We start from the raw sequence: 19,772 nt of genomic DNA on the forward strand, positions 1-19,772 counted from the left end.
ATTCGATCGCGACCGCCAAATTCTCCTGTTTGGTACCCAGCGACGACGGCAAGCGCGGACAGCTTCCGTGCTGCTGTCCTCCAGCGACAAACGTGCCTGCATGCCCCCATCCACGGCGAGCTCGACGATTATTTCTCACGTTTGACCAAGGTCCCGCGCAAACACTCCCCTTTCCCGCAGCAACTCATCAGGACGGCCTCGCGGCAGGCGCATTACGCCAGAAGCGCGCAACCGCATCGTTTTTTCCCGCCCGAGTCCTACGATCTTCGTTTTCCAGCGCCTCGCGGATATCGCCCAACTCGCTGATTTTTGGATCAGATCCGTCCTAGCGCGAGCAGGCTCCGCGCTCGAGTTGGCTGGGCTGCTCACGCCTCTGCCCTTCAGCATCGACCCGGTCTGGCTGTCGAGGACAGGGTTCCGCTGCGGCGACCAACATCTCCATTCTCACCGTCAGTGCAGCGGCCATTCGAAGCGCATCCTATACCCCTCCCCGGCAGCGCGCCCAATCGTCTTCCGAACGAAGAAGATATTCTCAGCCGCGCGCGTCGCGTTCGGCCCTGTCCGATGTCCGACAATGTCGGATGCGCAACATGGCAGAGCCCGATTTTTCCACTGCCTCGAACGGTTTTCTGATCTGGCACGGTGCATGCTTGGTCATCCGCAAGGCGTCGCGGACCAAGGAGAATCCGTCCCATGATCACCTCACCAAGAAATACCGCCGCAGGTCTCCTGGGTCCATCCAAAGATGAGGCTCGAGTAAGGCTTGGCCCTATGAAGAGCTTATTCATCTGGCTCGGCGCTGCCCGCCGATCCTCCCACGCGGGGAGACGGGGAGGCAGCGCCTTCATCAAAATTAGGAACAAATCACTTTGCCTCGAACCTTGCCTTTCGACCAGCCACCACAACCGGAGCCATCGATCGTCGCCCTGGCTGCGCAACGCGTTCATTGCCACCGCGGTGGCCCTGGTGACGACCGCTCCGGCTCTGGCCGCCACCGACGATGGCGAAGTGACGGATTTTCTGCTCGACAACGGCATGGAAGTGGTCGTCATCCCCGATCACCGCGCGCCTATCGTCACTCATATGGTCTGGTACAAAATCGGCAGCGCCGACGAGCCACCCGGCAAATCAGGCCTTGCCCATTTCCTCAAGCATCTGATGTTCAAGGCGACGACCAACCACGCCGCCGGCGAATTCGACCGAGCCGTCTCAGCCATCGGCGGCTACAATAACGCCTTCACCGCCTATGACTACACCACCTTCCTCGAGACGGTGGCGCCCTCGGCGTTGGGTGAGATGATGGGTTTCGAGGCCGATCGCATGTTCAACCTCATCCTCAACGACGATGATATCAAGACCGAGCGCGACGTGATCCTGGAGGAGCGCCGTTGGCGCACAGAGACGAACCCGCATGCTCTGCTGGACGAGGAGGTCAACGCGACGTTGCGGCAGAATCAGCCCTACCGCATTCCGGTCATCGGCTGGATGCAGGAGATGGAGAAGCTGAATGGCACCGACGCATTCACCATCTACAACAAATACTACCGACCGAACAACGCCGTGCTGGTTGTGGCCGGCGACGTAGAGCCTGTGACGGTGAAGGCGCTGGCCGAGAAGACCTATGGCAAGGTTGTGCGCGGGCCGGACCTGCCCCCGCGCAACCGTCCGGTCGAGCCGGAGCAGAACACCAGGCGCACAGTGACGCTGACCGATGCGCGCGTTTCGGTGCCGAGCTTTTCCACTCATTGGGTGGTGCCGTCCTATCATACGGCAGAGCCCGGCGAGGCCGAGGCGCTCGACCTGCTGGCCGAGATCCTCGGCGGCGGTAACCGCAGCCGACTATATCAGGAGCTTGTCGTCAAGCAAGGCATAGCCTCGGCGGCCGGCGCCTCCTTCCAGGGCACCATGCTAGACGACACCAATTTCACCATCTCCGGCTCGCTGCGCGGCGATGCAAAGCTCGTGGATCTCGAAGCGGCGGCCGTTGCCGTAGTCGCCCGGATCGCCAAGGATGGCGTCACCAGCGACGAGCTGGACAAGGCCAAAGACCGCTATATCCGCTCGGTGATTTTTGCGCACGACGAGCTGGACCACATCGCCAACATTTATGGCAAGACGCTCACCACCGGTGGCAGTGTGAAGGACGTGCTCGAGAGGCCGGACCGCGTCCGCAAGGTCACCACCGACGAGGTCAAGGCGGTCGCCGCGCGTTATCTGGTGCTCGACCATTCGACGACAGGCTATCTTTTGCCGCAGCAACAGGCGGGGAATAGATCATGAGCTCCATCCCCATGCAAATGCGCCGGCCGGTCTTCCCTCGGCGCGCCTTCGCCACCCTGTTCCTCTCCATCCTCTTTCTCATCTTGCGGGCGCTCGCCGGGTAAACGGGATCTATTTAAAGCCGCGAGGAGCGGTTTTCGCGGGCCTTGCCAGGCATTTGCCGGTTCAGGCGTCATTATTGGGGTGCGCTCCTCCTCAGGCCAGCCTCTCTTCGAGTGGATAGAATCGCCGATTCGGGGTCCGCAGATTGTAGGCGCAGGCCACCAGCATCCACTCCGCGCGGCTGGCGAAGCCGATGTCCGTTGTTCAATCGTTCGACTAGTAGAACCGCGAGGCATCTTCTAGCGTATTCAGGTATTCTCCGTTTCCAGTTGGGTACCGTGGTCTACCAGCTGTCTGGCCGAGGCCCTATAAGGAACCCGGACGTCGCGGAGTACACACCGCACCTGCTATATATACCTGCTGCGTTGAGGAGGAATCCGGTATTGCCCCTGTGCCTGCCGATGATCCGTCACCTGAGATCCGCTGACCTGTTTGGACCCATTGATCGCCTGCCGGCACTTGGCACGCGGACTAACGAGCGGACATTTGAGGTCCTCAACCCGTCGACTGGCGAAGTGCTGGCAGAACTACCCGACATGGGTGTCGAGGAGACATGCGCTGCGATCGACAAGGCCTATGTCGCTCAGCCTGGATGGGCAGGGTTGACCGCACGTGAGCGCAGCGACGTTCTATGGCGATGGCATCAGTTGATCATCGACCACGCCGACGATCTCGCCGAGATTCTCACCGCGGAGATGGGCAAGCCGCTTGCAGAAGCCAAGTCGGAGATATCGCATGCTGCGGCGTATCTGCAATGGTACGCCGAGGAGGCTAATCGCGTCTATGGCGAGACGATCTCCGCACCATCGATGGACCGCCGAATGCTGGTAATCAAGCAGCCCATCGGAGTTGTTGGCACGATAACGCCATGGAATTTCCCGGCCTCGATGGTGGCGCGCAAAATCTCGCCAGCCTTGGCGGCGGGCTGCACGATCGTCCTCAAGCCCGCTGAACAGACGCCGCTCGTAGCGGGAGCAATGTTCGCCCTCGCCCATCAGGCTGGCCTTCCCGAAGGGGTCGTCAACCTGATCTATGCGTCCGAAGGTGACGCGGTCGGCCGCGAACTTTGTACCAATCCCAAGGTCCGCAAGATCAGCTTCACCGGGTCGACTGAGATCGGGCGCCTTCTCATGCGCCAGTGCTCGGACCAGATCAAAAAAGTCAGCCTTGAGCTCGGCGGCAATGCACCTTTCATCGTCTTCGATGATGCCGATATCGATGCTGCGGTTGACGGTGCGATCCAGGCGAAGTTCCGCAATGCCGGCCAGACCTGCGTTTCGGCGAACCGCCTTTACGTCCAGTCGGGCGTTCACGACGAGTTCGTCGAGAAATTCGTGCAACGGGCTCGCCAACTTCAAGTTGGTGACGGTTTCGCTCCCGGAGTGGACATCGGACCGCTCATCGACAAGCACGCTTTAGCCAAGATCGAATCCCATATTGCCGATGCCGTCGCCAAAGGCGGCGCAATTCGATGCGGGGGCAAACGCATCGGCACGAATGGCACTTTTTTCCAACCGACAGTCCTGACCGGTGTCTCCAGCGAGATGACCGTCGCGCAAGAAGAGACATTCGGGCCGCTGGCACCGATTATTCGCTTCAAAGATGCGGATCAGGTCGTGCGTGAGGCCAACGACACGATCTACGGCCTCGCGGCCTACTTTTATGCCTCCAACCTGAAGCGTGTCTGGCGTGTGGCCGAGGCCTTGGAATATGGAATGGTCGGGGTAAATACCGGCCGGATGTCTTCAGAAGCGGCGCCGTTCGGTGGGATTAAACAGTCCGGCATCGGGCGGGAGGGATCCCGCCATGGCCTCGAGGACTACCTCGAAATGAAATATCTCTGCATGGGCGGCATCTGAATTTTCGGCTTGCAGGGTTCACAGACCGGGTAACCTAGCGAGCGATCTCCAAATATGTGAATTGTAGGATCGCTCCTCGATTGGGAACTGAGGGGCGGCTCCGTAGCCGAGCAAACACGCAATCCTGAAGGAGCACCCTGGCTGGGTTTATCTCTCGACGAGACAAGCGTCTGCATTGTCGGCGACGACGGCGTGCATGTGACGGAGGATACGCTTGCGAGGGATTTGGCGGCCCTCGCCGAGTATCTTCAGGCGACGGGCTGTCGTTGCGCGGGTCTGGTTGGAAGCTTGTGCACCATCGTGATCGGCGCACGATCCAGGGCGCGCCAGGTTGACCAAGCGCCTCGAACCGCATGACAGTCTTGACCGGCTGGAGGACGGAAATCCCGCGATGCCGAAGAGGTTGGTCAGCGCAGTCGAGCCCACACGGCATTTGCGGCACGAAACAGCAAGGGCTGGGAAGCGATCGGCCGAGCGGTCCTCGAAGGCGCGGGCCAGGGTGTCGACGATGCGTTGGTTCAGGTCCGCCAATCTGGTCTCTACCGTCTGATAGCGGGTTCGGTCGCCAGTGACAGCGAGTAAAGATATTTGGCATCATCGGCTTTGATTGCCGCGCAGATCTGGTCGAGATTGGGATAGCTCACTGATGCACCTTTGGGCTCACAGTGCTTCCTCCTCATCGAGATGAGGATTGCCGGATTTGGCGTAGAACACCAACACGGGTCCGAGATCAAAGCGCGTCCCGGGCGCAAGGCGCTGGACGGACCGGGGCCATGTTTCGGTTGAGACGCCATCGATGCCTCGCGCCAGCGTTTTGGCGAATCGGGGCATCAGCGGAGCGAGTGTCGGTACCAGGATCGCAGCGGCCGTCGTCTGAAGGGCTAGCGAAGTCCGATTGCGGGCGGGATAGAAACGTCGCGCCGCCGCATAGTCTCGCGCCCGACGGTAGATCACGCAATCGCGCACGAAATCGCAGACCTGAGCGGCCGCGCGCCGGACAGAGAAGCCTTCCTCCGAATAGGCGCGCTCCATCGCCGCGCGATAGATCTCTATCCGAGCAAAGAAGGCGCGGTCGACCGGGCCCCAGTCGCCTGCATCGGGTACACGGCCGGCAAAATCCTGCTTGATTTCCTGGTTCAACGCATCAAGCCAGTTCAGCCAAATCCCTTGGAACACCTCGTTCTCGGTGCGGCGCAGCGCGTCCAGCGTGAAATCCGTCCGCTCACCTTCCGGGCGTGTCAGGCCCAAATGGAGGCGCACGACGTCGACTGTCTTTGGGCTCAGAACCTCCTTGCCCCAGACCGCATGGCGGCAGCTGGTTGAGAACTTCTTGCCGTCGAGCAGGTAGAACTCGTTGACGTGATAGTGGATGCGTGGCGTCCAGTGGGAGAAGACCTCGGCGTAAAGAGCGGGGTAGAGTAGCGCGTGGTAGAACGAATTGTCGAAGCCGAAGAAATGGACAATCTGCCAGTCGTTGCCGGGCATCTCCGCCTTCCAGTCGCGACCCAGCAAGCGGCCGAGCGCCTGGATGTTGTAAAGAAAACCGAAGGCCATTTCCGGCCAGACCCAGATCACTTGCCCCGGGAACCCTTCGGCCGGCAGGCCCCAGTCCGAGGGGTGGGTAATGGGCACTGAAAAGTTGCCGCGTCGGCGTAGGCGCGCAAAGAGATCCAAGATCCGTAGCGGGACGCCCGACGCCCTTAGATGCCGGTCGATATTGTCGTAGCATCGGTCCAAGGCAAGTTCCGGGCGGTGGACGGAGCCGACCAGCGGCGCCTCGGCAGACTGCCGTGACCGGGCTGCACCCAAGTCGTGGCAAAGGTTTGGGGCGCCGCATTCCTCGCAGATGTTGCCACCGGCGGAGCCGCCGCAATCGGGGCAGAGGCCGCTAACATCCGGCTCGTAAAGATAGTGGCCTGTTACAGCATCGAAAAGCGCAGGGCTCTGACGCAGATCTACCGCCGTGCTGCTCAGAAGACTGCGGAAACACGCGGCTTGAAACTCACCGTAACCGTCATCGCCCATTGTGGGTTGGAAGCTGTGGACGTCACAATCGAGAAGTGCAAGCGTGGCGCGAATCTCGTCGGCGTAGTAGCGCGCCACGTTTTCAGGCGTCGACTGATCGGCATCGGCGCGTGTCGTGACGTAGCTCTGGTTGTCATCGCTTCCAGTGAGGTGATATGCGTCGACTCCTTTCATGCGCAGGAAACGAGTATAGACGTCGGCGCCGAAATAGGGGCCAGAAAGATGCCCCAGATGCAGATCGCCATTTGGCGTTGGCGGCGTGGAGAAGACGAAGATCGGCCCGCGTGGAGCCGTGGTCTTTGCAGCGGCATCAAGGGCGGCCTCGCCGTCTCGCCAGTAGACATCGACGAAACTTAGGTCTTCGTCCCCATCGTTGCGCAGCACATGCGCTTCAAAAGGGTGGAACAGAACGACATCGCCGGCCTCGACCGAGATTTCCCCACGGTCGGTCGTGACCTTGCCCGCGCCAGACAGGATCACGAAGGCCTCGATTTCGTCGTGCCGATGGGGCTCGGATGTGACGCCGGGTCCAACCTTTCCGAATGAAAACCCCCTGCGAGCGCTTCCCGTTCCAAGCGTGGCCATGTCGATACCGAACGCGCGCGACAGCTCCGTTCGAGAAAACGTGTATTTGCGCATGACGAACCTAAGCTGTTGAAGCAGTGGGATCTTCGGCTGCCAACGCAACAGCCTCCCGTGCAATTTCTGGAGAGAAACGGTAGCCCAACCCGTTGGCGGCCCCGGCCAGAATAATGCGGCTCTGGGCCGCCAGGCGGGCGACGAGGGGCGCGCCAGTCGGGCTGTAGGCGTCATAGAAGACCGGCCTGCGACCACCTCCACAATCCACGTGCCAAAGCGTCGTAACGGGCTGCGGTCGATGCTCCGCGAGCCCGCAAATCAGAACGCCATACTCTCCGCGCATTTTTGAGCGGTCGATCAGTTTCGTGTGCATGCCTCCGCCTGGCTGCGTGAGCTCAATCGCGATAGAAAATGCCATTTGGGGGCTTGAGTTTGTCGAGATCGGCCACTTTGCCCTCGGGCGGGTTAAGGGCGCGCTTAAGCACGTTATATTCAGCGCGGGTCGGTCCACCGGTTGAAGCACGCTGGAACACCAAGTAGAGTGTCCGCCGCGAACGATTGCTTTTGTTCGGTCGTGAGTAGTGCGGTGCGTAATCGTCGAAGATGAAGATGTCGCCAGCCTTCCATACTACGGGTTCCCAGGAGAACATTTCGGCGACTTGAGGATCGATCACCCCACCGGCATCCATGGGAAACACCCCCTTCTTGTGGTTGCCGGGGCTGAAGAAAAGCCCGCCGTTTTCCGGGTCGGAGTCGTCGATGCCTATGGCAACCACCGCATGGACCATCCGGTCGGGGAGTTTGTGTGGAATGTGATAAATGTCCTGATGCGGGAGATAGCCGCCGCTGTCGGGGTAGTGGAAAATCAGCAACTCCTTGAGCCTGCGCGAATCTTCGCCAAGCAAATCCTCGACCGCTGACTTTATGCGCTGATCTTCTAAGAGCAAATGACGCAATGGATTATGGAAGTCGAGAAAATTCTCGATCTTGGAGATGATCTTTCGATTGTCCGTCGTCTTCTCGAACCACATGAGCCATTTATCATCGCTGACATCCCAGCGTGACATATCTTCGACAAAAGTAGAGATATCTTCCTGAGCCGCTGGAGCGAAGAACCTTTCGAGCCTGACGTATCCGTCTTTCTGCCACTTTTCTCTTTGTGCATCAGTCAACATGCGAAAAGCCTCCTGTTGGAAAGACTGGTTGGTCGGACATCCCAATTAGGGCAGTCGGGCGCTGGTCAAGTTGCGGGTCCACGGAGACGGACTCACGTCATGTGGGACGGCGATGCTAAGTGCGTTCCGCTCCGGCGGATATTGTCCGCAGAAGCTCGGCGCGAGACTGCCTATGTCAGGCTCAGCCGGGTCCAGGGGTTCCGTAAACTGGGCCGGATCAATCGCTTCACCCGGTCCAGCCACGACACGCATCGCTAAAGGCCGGCACCATCCGCTGACCGCCGACCCAGCCATGGCCGCCAAGACCACGGCGCTCTTTCGAGTGAGCGACCTGGTACGGTCTTGACAACCGTAGGGGAAATGCACGCCCCCAGAATAATGCGATGCGCCGCTTGGTCCAAGGGCTTGTTCGGTCACGATGATTTCGGAGAAGCCTCCGGCCTTCGCCGCAGCGGAGGCGGACATCATTCCTAGGATGCCACCGCCGATGATCAAAAGTCTACGAGTCATATCCCGCTGCCCATTTCTTCGGCTGCGGGGGCGGGCCAGCTCTCGATCGAGGTATGGCTTATGAAGCCAGGATGCTCGGGGTTCGCGCATGGCGCGCGCCCAAGAAGGCTATCGAGGATGCGGCGCGCGCGCCAGGCCAGCAGGCTTAGGTTCGGATCGGCCAGGCCGCGCTGCCCGAGGCTCGCGTTTTGTACGAAGATGCGTCTGTCACACGGTCCGTCCCAGCTCACCGAAAAATCCTCGCGAATAGTTAATTCATTGTCGATCTGCTCCAGCCGGTGTGCGATGGGTTCCAAGAAGTCTGGCACCGCGTTCTCGTAGCCGGTGGCCAGGATGACCATGTCAGCCGTGACTTCTTCGACTTCGACCATGCCGTGCTGCAGGGTCAGCCTGTGACCCGCGCCGGCGTTGATGCAGTGTGAGACGGTGCAGCCCGGCCGCAGTGTGATGTCGGATCGGTTTGGCTCGAAAAATGCGTGGCGGTACAGCGCCTGATAGATCGCGCGCAACGTGCTTTCCGAAATGCCGTCCGAGGCAAGCACGAAACGCCGCAGGAGCAGCTTACGCTGCGACTCGCTCATCGCCGCGAAACGATCCGAAAAGCAGGGCATGAACAACTCGTTTGTGAACGGGCTGTTGTCCAGAGGCAGATAGTTTTCGCGCTGCGAGACCCAAGTGATCGAGGCAGGCCGCCGTTCTTTCGGCAGGCCGACAAGATGCAACATCACCTCGGCTCCCGACTGGCCTCCGCCGACCACGCAGACATGCTTTCTCCGCACCTCAGGGTGGATGTGCAGTAAAACAGATGAGTGGAACAGGTTGCGTCCAATCCAGCCCTGAAACTGAGGCGGGATTTGCGCCTGCTTGCCAATGCCAACCACGACGTTTCCGGCGCCGAGAACCGCCTTATCCGTCCGCACCCGAAACTCGCCGTCAAAGCGGATTTCGTGCACGGTCTCGCCGCCACGGACAAGTGGGTTCCTGTGGAAGGCCCAGTTCAGGTATTGCTCGAACTCAACTCTGAGCACGGCTTCGAACTGTGTGTTCAGGAAGTGATACAGACGCCCGTTCTCGTGCAGGAAGTTTACGAAAGTGTAGGCTGATCGCGGATTCACCAGCGTGACCAGATCCTTGAAGTGGCTGACCTGGAGCTCCGAGGAATCGAATGCGATGCCTGGATGCCAGCGGAAGTCGACCTGCCGATCCAGGAACAGTGCCCCTTGCCCAACTTGCTCGTGTATCTGACACGCAAGGCTCAAATTAGACGGCCCCGCACCGACCCCAACGCAAGATAACTCCACTTGCTTTCCTCCTATAGAGTCTTCCCACTAGGCGGCTTGTTCGCGGCGAGTATCGGCCATAGCCATTGGGCCCCCTCGCGGACGTTTCGAGCCCCGGTCCCGACCGGGTTTGCGAGAATTTGTCCAGCGCGTTCGGGTCGTCGAATGTAGACCCGAGCATTCCAGCGCGGTGACAATCGACGGGTCATACCGGCTACGTGGGGCAACGACGTATGTCCTTTCCGCCCGCTCTGGTGCCCGCGTCGCGGTCACGCGAACGCTTTCCAGCCCATTAAGGTGTTTGAGGCCGGCGCAATCGCCGCCTCGACCATGACGCGCCGCCTTTCGGCGGCTGATGGCAGGCGAGAGCGTGGTTTTCACTGCGGCGACGGCATTTTCGGTGCGCATGATCATGGAGGAGGTCTCGCTGATGCGTTCGCAGAACCCCATGCATGGGCCGTGCCAGAGAAGGAAAACTTTATTTAACAATGGGTTGGCGGATTTGCGAACCTGTTGGAAATCCGACATTGAGGGACGCCTCACGGCGGCGCTCGATTTGCACGTCGATGTCGTCTTTTTCCGAATAGCTAATCGGGCACTTTCTGCACCAGAATACTTCTCTTATGGAGACCAGCACGACGTCTTCATGAACGGACAGTGCAGAACGTTGCGTCTCTGCCGGACAGATCGCGATGTGCCTCTCCCATCGAGGTCGGCAGTTGCAAGAGCTGTCGCCCTATGGTGCCGTTGCACTGGCTCGATCCCGACATCCTCGGAGGCCGCGATCATGAAGAGTGACGCAATCTCATGTCCGCCGCGAGGGCTCTCTCAGGGGGAAGCAATTCTCTATGTTGGTGTCGGATCGATGCTCTTGATGAGATGGTTGCGGATGGGCGCATGCCCAGACCTAAGCGCATCAATGCTTTGCGCGATATGGGGCCTTCACCAACTGGATTGTCGAATCTTGTAAAGATAGCCGGAAGACAATTGCGTTATGGCCACTCTGCCGGTTCCAAAAGCACGTGCGCCATTCGGTCCCTGCGACTCAATCCAGGCGGAGGGATGAGGCCGCAAAGCAGCCTTTTGCGCGCCCACCGGTGGGCCAAGATGGAGCCATCGTAAACGCAGCTATTCGATGATCGCCGCCGCGGAGTCTTCAGGCTGTGCCGCGCCCGACACCGGCGACGTAGTGGCCGTCGATCGCCCCGTCGCCGATGTCGGTCCGAAGCTCGGCCAGTTTCGCGGTGAGATTCACTGCTTATTCCGCAGTGCCCACCGAGCTCGCACACGAGGTTCTATCAAGCGCTCACGGCTGCACTCGTTGTCGGATTTTCGACGATGTCGGACATGAGACACAGCGCGGTCAGGGTGATCGCATTGTTCTGAAATGATTTTCTCATTTGGCACGAGACCTGCAACGCAGTCCGCAAAACGCGCTGCGGCACGGAAAGAGGAGAAATCATCCCATGATCATGCGCGCCGAACATGCGGTCGCAGCGGCGAAAACTGAGCTTTCCCGGGACGGAAGACTTTCCGCCTGTTTTCCGGGCGACATCACACTTCGGGTTAGCCGGACATGACCGCATTCGATTTCCGCCCAACGCTGAATGCTCCCGACGATGATCCCTATCTTTGGCTCGAAGATGTAGAAGGCGAACGGGCACTTGACTGGGCCGCCAGCCAGTCGGCCAGAACCCTGGGGCACTTCGGTGTAACACAGTTCGATCGCGACCGTGACGCCCTGACAGCGATCTTCGACCGTCCTGACAAGATTCCCTTGATCACCCGCCGCGGCCCGTACCTCTACAATTTCTGGCAAGATGCCGGAAATCCGCGCGGACTGTGGCGCCGGACCACCCTTGCCGCCTACATGAAGAAGGATCCCCGTTGGGAGCTACTGCTTGATCTGGACGCCCTCGCCGCTAGCGACGGAGAGGACTGGATCTGGCGCGGCGCATCCCTTGAGCCGGAGAGACGGGAAAGAGCCGTTCTGGGCCTGTCGCGCGGCGGCAGCGAGGCGGTCGTGCATCGCGAATTCGATCTGGAGTCTCTTAGCTTCGTCGCCGACGGTTTCAACCTTGCGGAGGCCAAGGGCGGGGTTAATTGGCTCGACCCTGACACGCTTCTGCTTTCTAGTGCGCTTGGTGATGGCATGGCCACCCGCTCCGGCTACGCGCGCACCGTGCGGCTGTGGAAGCGTGGCGCGGATCCTCTCACCGCGCCGGTAATCTTCGAGACCGGTTCCGAATCCCTCGGCGTGTCCGGCCGTCTGGACCGCACCGCCGAGAGCGAGCGCCTCTGGTTCATCGAGCAGTCGACCTTCTTCGAGAAGATCGGCCGAATCGGTGACAGGAGCGGGCCGAAGATGCGGATCGACCTTCCTCGGGACGCCTCGTGGAGCGCCTTCGGCGATTGGCTGGCGGTAAAGCCGCGCAAGCCATGGGCAGTGGGAGGGATGACCCATGCCGCGGACGCGCTGATCGGCATCTCGCTTTCCTCCTTCATCCCCGGCGAGCGAAGTTTTGCCATCCTCTTTGAACCAGGCGACAGGCGCTCCCTGCAGTCATTCTTCTGGAATAACGGGAAGCTCATTATCTCCTACCTCGTCAACCTCGATTCGCGTTTCGAGATGTTCACCCCCGGCCGCCAGGAATGGACGCGCCGAGCGCTGGACACCGTGCCTGCCGAAGGGACTGTTCACCTTCGGTCGCTCGATGCGGAACGTCACGAGACCAATGGAGAGGTCCTCATTTCGGCTCAGGACCCGATCACGCCGCCGAAGCTTCTCCTATTAGACCTCAACGCCGCGGCGCCTCTCGGCGCTCCAGTAATCCTTAAGCGCAACCCGGAGAATTTCGACGCATCCGGGCTGGTGGTCACCCGCCGCGAGGCAGTCTCGACTGATGGTGAGATGATCCCCTATACGCTGGTCGGTCCGGCGAACGGGAACGGGGACGCCCCGGTTCACCTCACCGTCTACGGCGGGTTCGGCCTATCGCGCCTGCCCCACTACAACTCCTCGCTCGGCAAGCTGTGGCTCGAACGCGGCGGCACGTGCGTGGTGGCGAACATCCGGGGCGGCGGAGAGTTCGGCACCCGTTGGCACGAGGCTGGGCGCAGGGAGGGCAAGCGTCTCGCCCATGACGATTTCGCCGCAGTTGCCGCCGACCTCGTGCGAAGGGGCATTACGCTGCCGAGGCGGATTGCCGCCGAGGGCGGCTCAAATGGCGGCATTCTGATCGCCAATATGCTTACCCGCTATCCAGAGCGTTGCGGCGCACTGTTCTGCAAAATGCCGCTTGTCGACATGCGCCGCTACACCAAGCTTTTGGCGGGCGCGAGCTGGATTGACGAATATGGCGATCCCGACAAGCCGGAGGAATGGATTTTCATAAAGGAAATCTCCGCCTATCACGCCGCAACGCCGGGACATCCCTATCCGCCGATCCTGCTTGCCACCACCAAACGGGACGACCGCGTCCACCCGGGCCACGGGCGTAAGATGGCCGAAAAGCTGCAGGCTCTTGGCTATCCCGCTTACTTCTACGAGCCCAGCGCGGGCGGCCACAGCTGCGGCAAGGACAATCGGGAGCGGGCCGCATTCATTGCCTTGGGCACCAATTTCCTTCGCAGTGCGATCGGCTGGCAAGCTGATGGTGTTCGATAGGTGGTCGGGACCCAGACAAAGAGCAACCTTTCAATCAGTGAGTACAGGTCGATGTTGCGAGCACGGCGCGAATAATGTGTGCGCGGTCCCACGCAAACTGCGCTGAGCGCTCCGCCAATCTCACGCAATTCGAGCAAGACTTTTCGTAGTTCAGTGCATCATTTCTAAACAGCAAGGAGAGAATACCATGGCGAGAAACCAAATGCGCGCGGCGCGGGGAGTAACAGCGGCCGTTGTCCTCATCGTGATGGGACAGCAGGCCGTCGCGGCGGACCTTGCGCAAGCGGCGAGCGTCCCGCAGGCGGGAACCTCGGTCACGGAAGTGCCAAGCCCTTGGCAGATCCGCCTGCGTGCGTTGGGGGTCATCACTGAGGATTCGGGCTACGTCAATGGCGCGCCCGGCTCCGATCTTTCCTATTCGGACACCGTCACGCCGGAGCTCGATATCTCTTATTTCTTCACGGATAACATCGCCGCCGAGCTCATACTCGGCACCACCTATGCGAACATCGAGGGTCAAGGAACGATCGGCGGGCTGGGCAATATAGGCAAGGTTTGGCTGCTGCCGCCTACGCTCACATTGCAGTATCGTTTTACCAACTTCGGCGCTTTCAAGCCCTATGTCGGCGCCGGCGTGAACTACACGATATTCTATAACCAGGATGTCGGCAGCGCCGACGCTCTCAAGGTTAAGAACACGTTCGGCACCGCGCTGCAGGTCGGGTTCGACTACATGGTGGATCAGCACTGGGGGGTCAACTTCGACGTGAAGAAGCTTTTCCTGAAGCCAGACTTCGACGTCACCGTGGCCGGGGCGAAACTGACGGGAAAAGCGGCGCTCGATCCCTGGTTGATAGGCGCAGGTGTCGCCTACCGTTTCTGATAACCAAAGGCGAAGGCGGCTTGCCGACAGCCGATCTGAAATGAAGGGCGCCTTGTGCGCCCTTTTTACCCTGGCCCTGCACAGGCGAATCGACCCCGATCATTCGAACAGGCAGCCTATTGCCCATGGGCTGGGAGGTGCCGGAAAACAGGGGAACGTTCTGATCAATTCTATCGATGACCCCCGACGCATAGCGCCCGATTGTGGAGGCTTGCTGGTGAGCCATCGGCCCTCCGGTTGTCCTCCAACAGCGCGCGCCCTGACCGGTAGCGAATTTTCGCGAACAGTAACTTTGGAGAAAGCATATGTACTGTGAGTTATCTGCTGAACAAGTCGCGATTCGCGATCTGGCCCGTAGCTTCGCAAAGGCCGAGGTCGCAACCCGCGCTGCAGAAATTGACGAGTTGGCAAAATTTGATTGGGATTTGCATCGACGTTTAGCAGGATTAGGCTTCCTTGGTGTAACTGCTCCCGAAGAGTTTGGCGGGCAGAGCGCCGATACGCTTAGTTGGTGCATTGTAGTCGAAGAGATTGCAAGGGCGTCCTCTACCGTGTCCAACGGTATCACCCTCACCGACGGGATGATACAGTATATTTCTACGCGCGGGACCCGCGAGCAGAAGGAAAAGTATATACCGCCTCTGATCCGAGGGGAGAAGCTATGCTCTTTCGCCCTTACTGAGCCGGATACCGGTTCGGACGCCGCGTCGGTCCGCACAACCGCGCGCCATAAGGGAGACGAGGTCGTTTTAAATGGGCAAAAGATGTTCATTTCTGGCGCGGCATACGCGGACCACTTCATCGTCGTTGCGACCGTGGATCGAGAGCTACGCCACAAAGGCATTCGCACGTATATCGTTCCGCGCGACGCTCCGGGCCTGGTCGTTGGCGAGAAGCTCGATCTTATGGGCATTCGCGGTTTCGGCACATCCCCTGTCTTTTTCGATGAGTGTCGCATTCCGGTATCGAGCCAGCTTGGTGGAGACGAGGGTTTCCGGGTTGTCATGCAGGGACTGGATGGCCCAGGGCGATTGGGTGCGGCGTCGCAAGCAGTGGGGCTCGCGCAGGCCGCAATGGAGAGCGCACTCGCCTATTCACTCGAGCGGAGCCAATTCGGACAACTGATCTTTGACCATCAGGCTATCCAATTCATGTTAGCCGACATGTCGGCCGAAATAGAGGCGGCCCGATTGCTAATCTGGAATGCCGCCTGTCGTCGAGATGCTGGTCTGCCCTTCACCAAGGAGTCGTCGCATGCCAAGCTCTTCGCTGGCGATATGTGCGTGAGGAATGTTTCTAATGCTCTTCAAATATTCGGCGGCTATGGCTACTCCAAAGAATATCTGATCGAGCGGTTTTATCGCGATGCCAAAATCCATCAAATCTGGGACGGAACCAATCAAATCCAGCGCATGATTATTGCCCGTCAACTTAGAAAGCAAGCTGAAGCCGGAATTCTATGATGTCTAACGAGACGGTATTCGGCTGATTTTAATCGAGCAGGTTCGCAATTGTACAGTAAACGGGCAATAATAATAATTCCTGCGCGCTACGGATCAACTCGGTTTCCGGGTAAGCCCCTGGTCGACCTCAATAAAAGGCCGCAATCCTGCACACGATTGATGTCGCCTGGAAGGTCGGCGGCGTCGATGGAGTGTATGTTACGACCGACGACGATTGGATTTCGGCCGCAGTAGAAGGATACGGCTGCACGGCGCTGCTCACCGGCGCCTCGTGTCGCAACGAGACCGAAAGGGTGGCGGAGGCCGCCAGAATGTTTGGCCTCGATGATGACGATCTTGTAGTCAACCTTCAGGGCGACGCTCCACCTAGTGCCTTCGGGTTTCATCGCCAGTATTCTCAGCTTTCTGGATGAGCGACTCGAAGCTGACGCGGTCACTCCTGTCATCAAATGCAGCGCCGAAAGCTACCTTCGGATCGCCGAGGACATTCGCAATCACCGGATCGGTGCCACCACCAGCGTATTCGATGCAAGAAATCGCGCGCTGTATTTTTCAAAGGCGCTCCCCCGCTCGGTTCCTCGGCAGAGACGCTGGGGGACGTGCGCATATCATTACGTCGGTCTCTATATACCGAGTGAGATGTCTGAAGGGATTTGCCCAATTGCCTGTTGGTCCACATGAACGCTCTGAAAATCTCGAGCAACTGCGCTTCTTGGAAAATGGGCATACCATGCATGTGTAACAGGTTGCGGGCGACGGGCAAGAGTTTTTGGAACTCAACAATCCTAGCGACGTCGAACATCTGGAACGAGCGCTGCTATCGGGAAAATCCGCCCGACCGGAGACGGACCGATATTGAAACCAATATGCCTCAAGGATGGGGGCCGTGTTGAAGATCATGCCGGTACGCTGACTCAGCTCGTTAAGGCACTCTAAGATGGAACGTCGAAGTTCTGTCCACACTTGTCGATAACAAATCGTGGAGACTTCAATGAAACTTTTGGTCCAGTGAAACGCGTGGTTGATTACGACGTGAAGCCGCGCCTCAAGGAAGAGGCGATCCGGATGGAGGAAGCGGGCAAGGTGGAAGAGATCGTCGTGGTCTCAATCGGGCCGGCCCAGGCCCAGGAGACGATCCGCACCGCGCTCGCCTGGGTGCAGACCGCGGCCTCCTTAAGAGCGACGAGACGGTCGAGCTGCTGACGGTGGCCAAGATCCTCAAGGGCGCGGTCGAGGCGGAACAGCCCGGGCTGGTGATCCTCGGCAAGCAGGCGATCGACGACGACGCTAACCAGACCGGCCAGATGCTGTTGGCCCTGCTCGGCTGGAGCCAGGCAGCCTTCGCCGAAGATCGAGCTCGACGGCGACAAGGCCAAGGTGGCGCGTGAGGTCGACGGCGGCCTGCAGGCGGTCGAGTTGAAGATGCCGGCGATCGGGACCGCCGACCTGCGCCTCAACCAGCCCGCTACGCTTTGCTGCCTAACATCATGAAAGCCAAAAAGAAGCCGCTCCAGAGCCCGGCCGTCTTCGGTGTTGAGGTCAAGGCGCGCCGGAAGGCGGCGCTTGGAGTGTAGCTATCCGGCGCACAACGGATGCAGCACACTAAGGCCTGTTGAGATTCATCGTGAGTTTATGACGGCGGCAGCGAGATGGATGATGGCGTTGAAGCTCTGGTCGGTTTTGTCAGCTCGCATGGCGATGCGCTTGAACTCCTTGAGTTTGCAGAAGAAGTTCTCGATGAGATGACGCCATTTGTAGAGTTCGAGGTCGAGAGGCAGCGGCAGGGCGCGCCTCTGATGCTGCGAGATGACGATCTTGGCGCCGCGCTCGTTCAGATCGGCGATGATGGTGTTGCTATCGAAGGCCTTGTCGGCGATCAGCCCGCCGAAGGCGAGGCCGTCGATGAGCGGCGCGACGCCCACCGTATCGAAGCGATGCCCAGGCAGGAGAACGAAGCGCACGAGATTGCCGAGCGCATCGGTGAGCGCAAGAATCTTGGTGGTCATGCCGCCCTTGGAGCGGCCTATGGCCTGGCGTTGAGTCCCCCTTTTGCGCCCTGGCCGTGGCGGTGGACCTTGACGATGGTTGCGTCGACCATGGCGTACTCCATGTCCGGCTGGTCCGAACAGGCCTCGAAAAGCCGAATGAAAACATCGGCTTTGACCCAATCGCGGTATCGCTTGAAGACGGTGTTCCAGCTTCCGAAGAAGGCTGGAAGGTCACGCCACGGGCTTCCCGTACGCACGATCCAAAGCACGGCCTCGATGAAGCGGCGGTTGTCGCTTCCGCTTCGACCAGGGTCGATTGGCTTACCCAGGCAATGCGGTTCCATCTTCGCCCATTGGGCGTCAGTCAGCACAAATCGTTCCATCCAAAGCTTGAATCACAAACCACCGTCAGTGGAATCTGGAGGCTTCTGTGAGGTCCGCATGCTCGATGGGTCAGGCGCGCTCGGCGTCGGACCTCATTGTAAGCCGGATTGAGCGAAGCCGCGGGACGGTCTGGCACTATGGAGATTGTGGCGGTGCCGACTGTGCTGGGCTTTTGACGAATGGCTGTTGAACGCCATGGTCGCTGGTAGCCGGACGCTCGTCGATGGCGCCAGCGACGGCGTTGTGCCGATGGTCCGGTATGATGTTGCCGCCAAGGGTGCCGCTCATCGATCCAGCTTGTCGTGTTGCATGGCGTCGGTCGACAGGGGATTGCCGGCGCGCGTGAGGGCCGGTGCTGAACTTCCGTGTTCCTGACGCGTTTGGTGCGATCATGACGTGTCCTTCCAGAAGCGGTGCGGAGATGCATCTCCACACCGCCAGATGCTGAGCGTGATCATCTGACCGCCGCAACAGGGGCATCGCCGTGCTTCCGAGATGGCGGCATCACCATGGGCGGCGTGAGATAGGCTTCCTGTTGGCGCATCCAGCAGCCTGCGACACAGTTCAAGCTTTGTGGCGCGATGACCGTTTGCGAGGAAGCCGTAATGACGGATGCGGTGGAACCCATCCGGCAGGGTGTGCAGCAGGAAGCGCCGGATGAACTCGTGAACGTCGAGCTTCATGACCTTTGCCTTGCCGCGATGACGATAATCTCTCCAGCGGAACGCGATCCGATCGTCGGCCATGCTGACGAGCCTGGAATTGGCGATTGCGACGCGATGGGTGTAACGGCCGAGATAGGTCAGCACCTGTTGCGGCCCGCCGAACGGCGGCTTGGCGTAGACGACCCATTCGACACGCCGGACCTCGGCAAGCCGGCGCCTGAAGGCAACGGGCCCTGCCAGTTCGGCGAGGTCGCCGAAGAAACTCAGCCGACCTGCGTCATAGGCGGCCTGCAGTTGCTCCATGAAGAGCCGCCGAAACAGGCGCGACAGGACGCGCACCGGCAGGAAGAACCCCGGCCGGCAAGCGACCCAACGTGTGCCGTCGGGCGAAAGGCCACCTCCCGGCACGATGCAGTGGATGTGCGGATGGTAGTGCAGGTTCTGGCCCCAGCTATGCAGCACCGCGATGAGACCGATCTCGGCTCCCAGATGTTTGGGGTCGGCGCCGATCGTGCGCAACGTCTCGGCCGCGGTCTTGAACAGGATCGTGTAGATTGCCGCCTTGTTCTGGAACGCAATCGCAGCGATCTGCGCCGGCACGGTGAAGACGACATGGAAATAGGGAACCGGCAGGAGTTCGGCCTCGCGCGCGGCAAGCCATTCCCGGCATGCCTGCCCCTGGCACTTCGGGCAATGCCGGTTGCGACAGGAATTGTAGGCGATGCGGATCGTGCCGCAGGACCGACATCCTTCGACATGGCCACCAAGCTCAGCGGTGCGGCACAGTTCGATCGCACTCATCGTGCGGCGCTCGACCCGCCCGAGATGGCCGTCATTGACCTGCCGATATTGCTCGCCGTGGCGGCGGAAAATGTCCGCCACCTCCGGTCTCGCCGACATGGCGAGGCTAGC

13 protein-coding genes and 1 pseudogene are annotated in these 19,772 nt (G+C 60.0%); 8 read left to right on the forward strand and 6 right to left on the reverse strand.

Going from position 1 to position 19,772, the window contains the following annotated elements; genetic code table 11:
- Positions 1-963: 963 nt before the first annotated feature.
- On the forward strand, positions 964-2,280 hold the full coding sequence (locus NKH13_RS31910) for a M16 family metallopeptidase (protein ID WP_502914603.1): 1,317 nt from the start codon (positions 964-966) through the stop codon (positions 2,278-2,280).
- Positions 2,281-2,765: 485 nt separating this feature from the next.
- Complete coding sequence (locus NKH13_RS31915; RefSeq protein ID WP_352916807.1) at positions 2,766-4,241, forward strand: NAD-dependent succinate-semialdehyde dehydrogenase; 1,476 nt, start codon at positions 2,766-2,768, stop codon at positions 4,239-4,241.
- Between the two features lie 660 nt (positions 4,242-4,901).
- Here the strand turns inward: NKH13_RS31915 and NKH13_RS31920 are convergent.
- From NKH13_RS31920 to NKH13_RS31935, 4 genes are all read right to left on the reverse strand, one after another.
- The gene (locus NKH13_RS31920) at positions 4,902-6,905 is read right to left on the reverse strand and encodes a class I tRNA ligase family protein (RefSeq protein WP_352916778.1); all 2,004 of its coding nucleotides are present in this window, start codon (positions 6,903-6,905) and stop codon (positions 4,902-4,904) included.
- 7 nt (positions 6,906-6,912) lie between these two features.
- Positions 6,913-7,218 carry a hypothetical protein gene (locus tag NKH13_RS31925; RefSeq protein WP_352916780.1) on the reverse strand — a complete coding sequence of 102 codons (306 nt, stop codon included), beginning with the start codon at positions 7,216-7,218 and terminating at the stop codon, positions 6,913-6,915.
- Positions 7,219-7,240: 22 nt separating this feature from the next.
- Entirely contained in the window at positions 7,241-8,020 is a 780-nt protein-coding gene (locus NKH13_RS31930; protein WP_352916782.1) for a phytanoyl-CoA dioxygenase family protein, read from the reverse strand.
- Positions 8,021-8,526: 506 nt separating this feature from the next.
- Entirely contained in the window at positions 8,527-9,789 is a 1,263-nt protein-coding gene (locus tag NKH13_RS31935) for a lysine N(6)-hydroxylase/L-ornithine N(5)-oxygenase family protein (RefSeq protein WP_352916784.1), read from the reverse strand.
- 1,597 nt (positions 9,790-11,386) lie between these two features.
- On the opposite strand from NKH13_RS31935, the gene NKH13_RS31940 reads away from it, so the two are divergent.
- From NKH13_RS31940 to NKH13_RS31965, 6 genes and pseudogenes are all read left to right on the forward strand, one after another.
- On the forward strand, positions 11,387-13,477 hold the full coding sequence (locus NKH13_RS31940; RefSeq protein WP_352916786.1) for a prolyl oligopeptidase family serine peptidase: 2,091 nt from the start codon (positions 11,387-11,389) through the stop codon (positions 13,475-13,477).
- 187 nt (positions 13,478-13,664) lie between these two features.
- Entirely contained in the window at positions 13,665-14,360 is a 696-nt protein-coding gene (locus NKH13_RS31945; RefSeq protein ID WP_352916788.1) for an OmpW/AlkL family protein, read from the forward strand.
- 305 nt (positions 14,361-14,665) lie between these two features.
- On the forward strand, positions 14,666-15,823 hold the full coding sequence (locus tag NKH13_RS31950) for an acyl-CoA dehydrogenase family protein (RefSeq protein ID WP_352916790.1): 1,158 nt from the start codon (positions 14,666-14,668) through the stop codon (positions 15,821-15,823).
- A gap of 48 nt (positions 15,824-15,871) precedes the next feature.
- Complete coding sequence (locus NKH13_RS31955; protein ID WP_352916791.1) at positions 15,872-16,057, forward strand: cytidylyltransferase domain-containing protein; 186 nt, start codon at positions 15,872-15,874, stop codon at positions 16,055-16,057.
- Positions 15,979-16,236: a cytidylyltransferase domain-containing protein gene (locus NKH13_RS31960; RefSeq protein WP_352916808.1), complete on the forward strand. Its 258-nt coding sequence runs from the start codon at positions 15,979-15,981 to the stop codon at positions 16,234-16,236. Before NKH13_RS31955 ends, NKH13_RS31960 begins: the two co-directional genes overlap by 79 nt.
- Positions 16,237-16,814: 578 nt before the next feature.
- Positions 16,815-17,379 (forward strand): annotated as a pseudogene (locus NKH13_RS31965) (electron transfer flavoprotein subunit beta/FixA family protein); the annotation flags it as partial.
- Between the two features lie 63 nt (positions 17,380-17,442).
- Here NKH13_RS31965 and NKH13_RS31970 read toward each other — a convergent pair.
- Both NKH13_RS31970 and NKH13_RS31975 read right to left on the reverse strand, forming a co-directional pair.
- Positions 17,443-18,194, reverse strand: a protein-coding gene (locus tag NKH13_RS31970; RefSeq protein WP_352916793.1) for an IS5 family transposase whose coding sequence is annotated in 2 segments (ribosomal slippage) — positions 17,443-17,864 and positions 17,864-18,194 — 753 coding nt in all. Because the reading frame shifts where the segments join, the coding sequence is not laid out codon by codon here.
- Positions 18,195-18,584: 390 nt separating this feature from the next.
- On the reverse strand, positions 18,585-19,760 hold the full coding sequence (locus NKH13_RS31975; protein ID WP_352916795.1) for an IS91 family transposase: 1,176 nt from the start codon (positions 19,758-19,760) through the stop codon (positions 18,585-18,587).
- Positions 19,761-19,772: the final 12 nt, after the last annotated feature.

This window comes from Mesorhizobium sp. M1348 (assembly GCF_040317925.1).
Classification (GTDB): domain Bacteria; phylum Pseudomonadota; class Alphaproteobacteria; order Rhizobiales; family Rhizobiaceae; genus Mesorhizobium.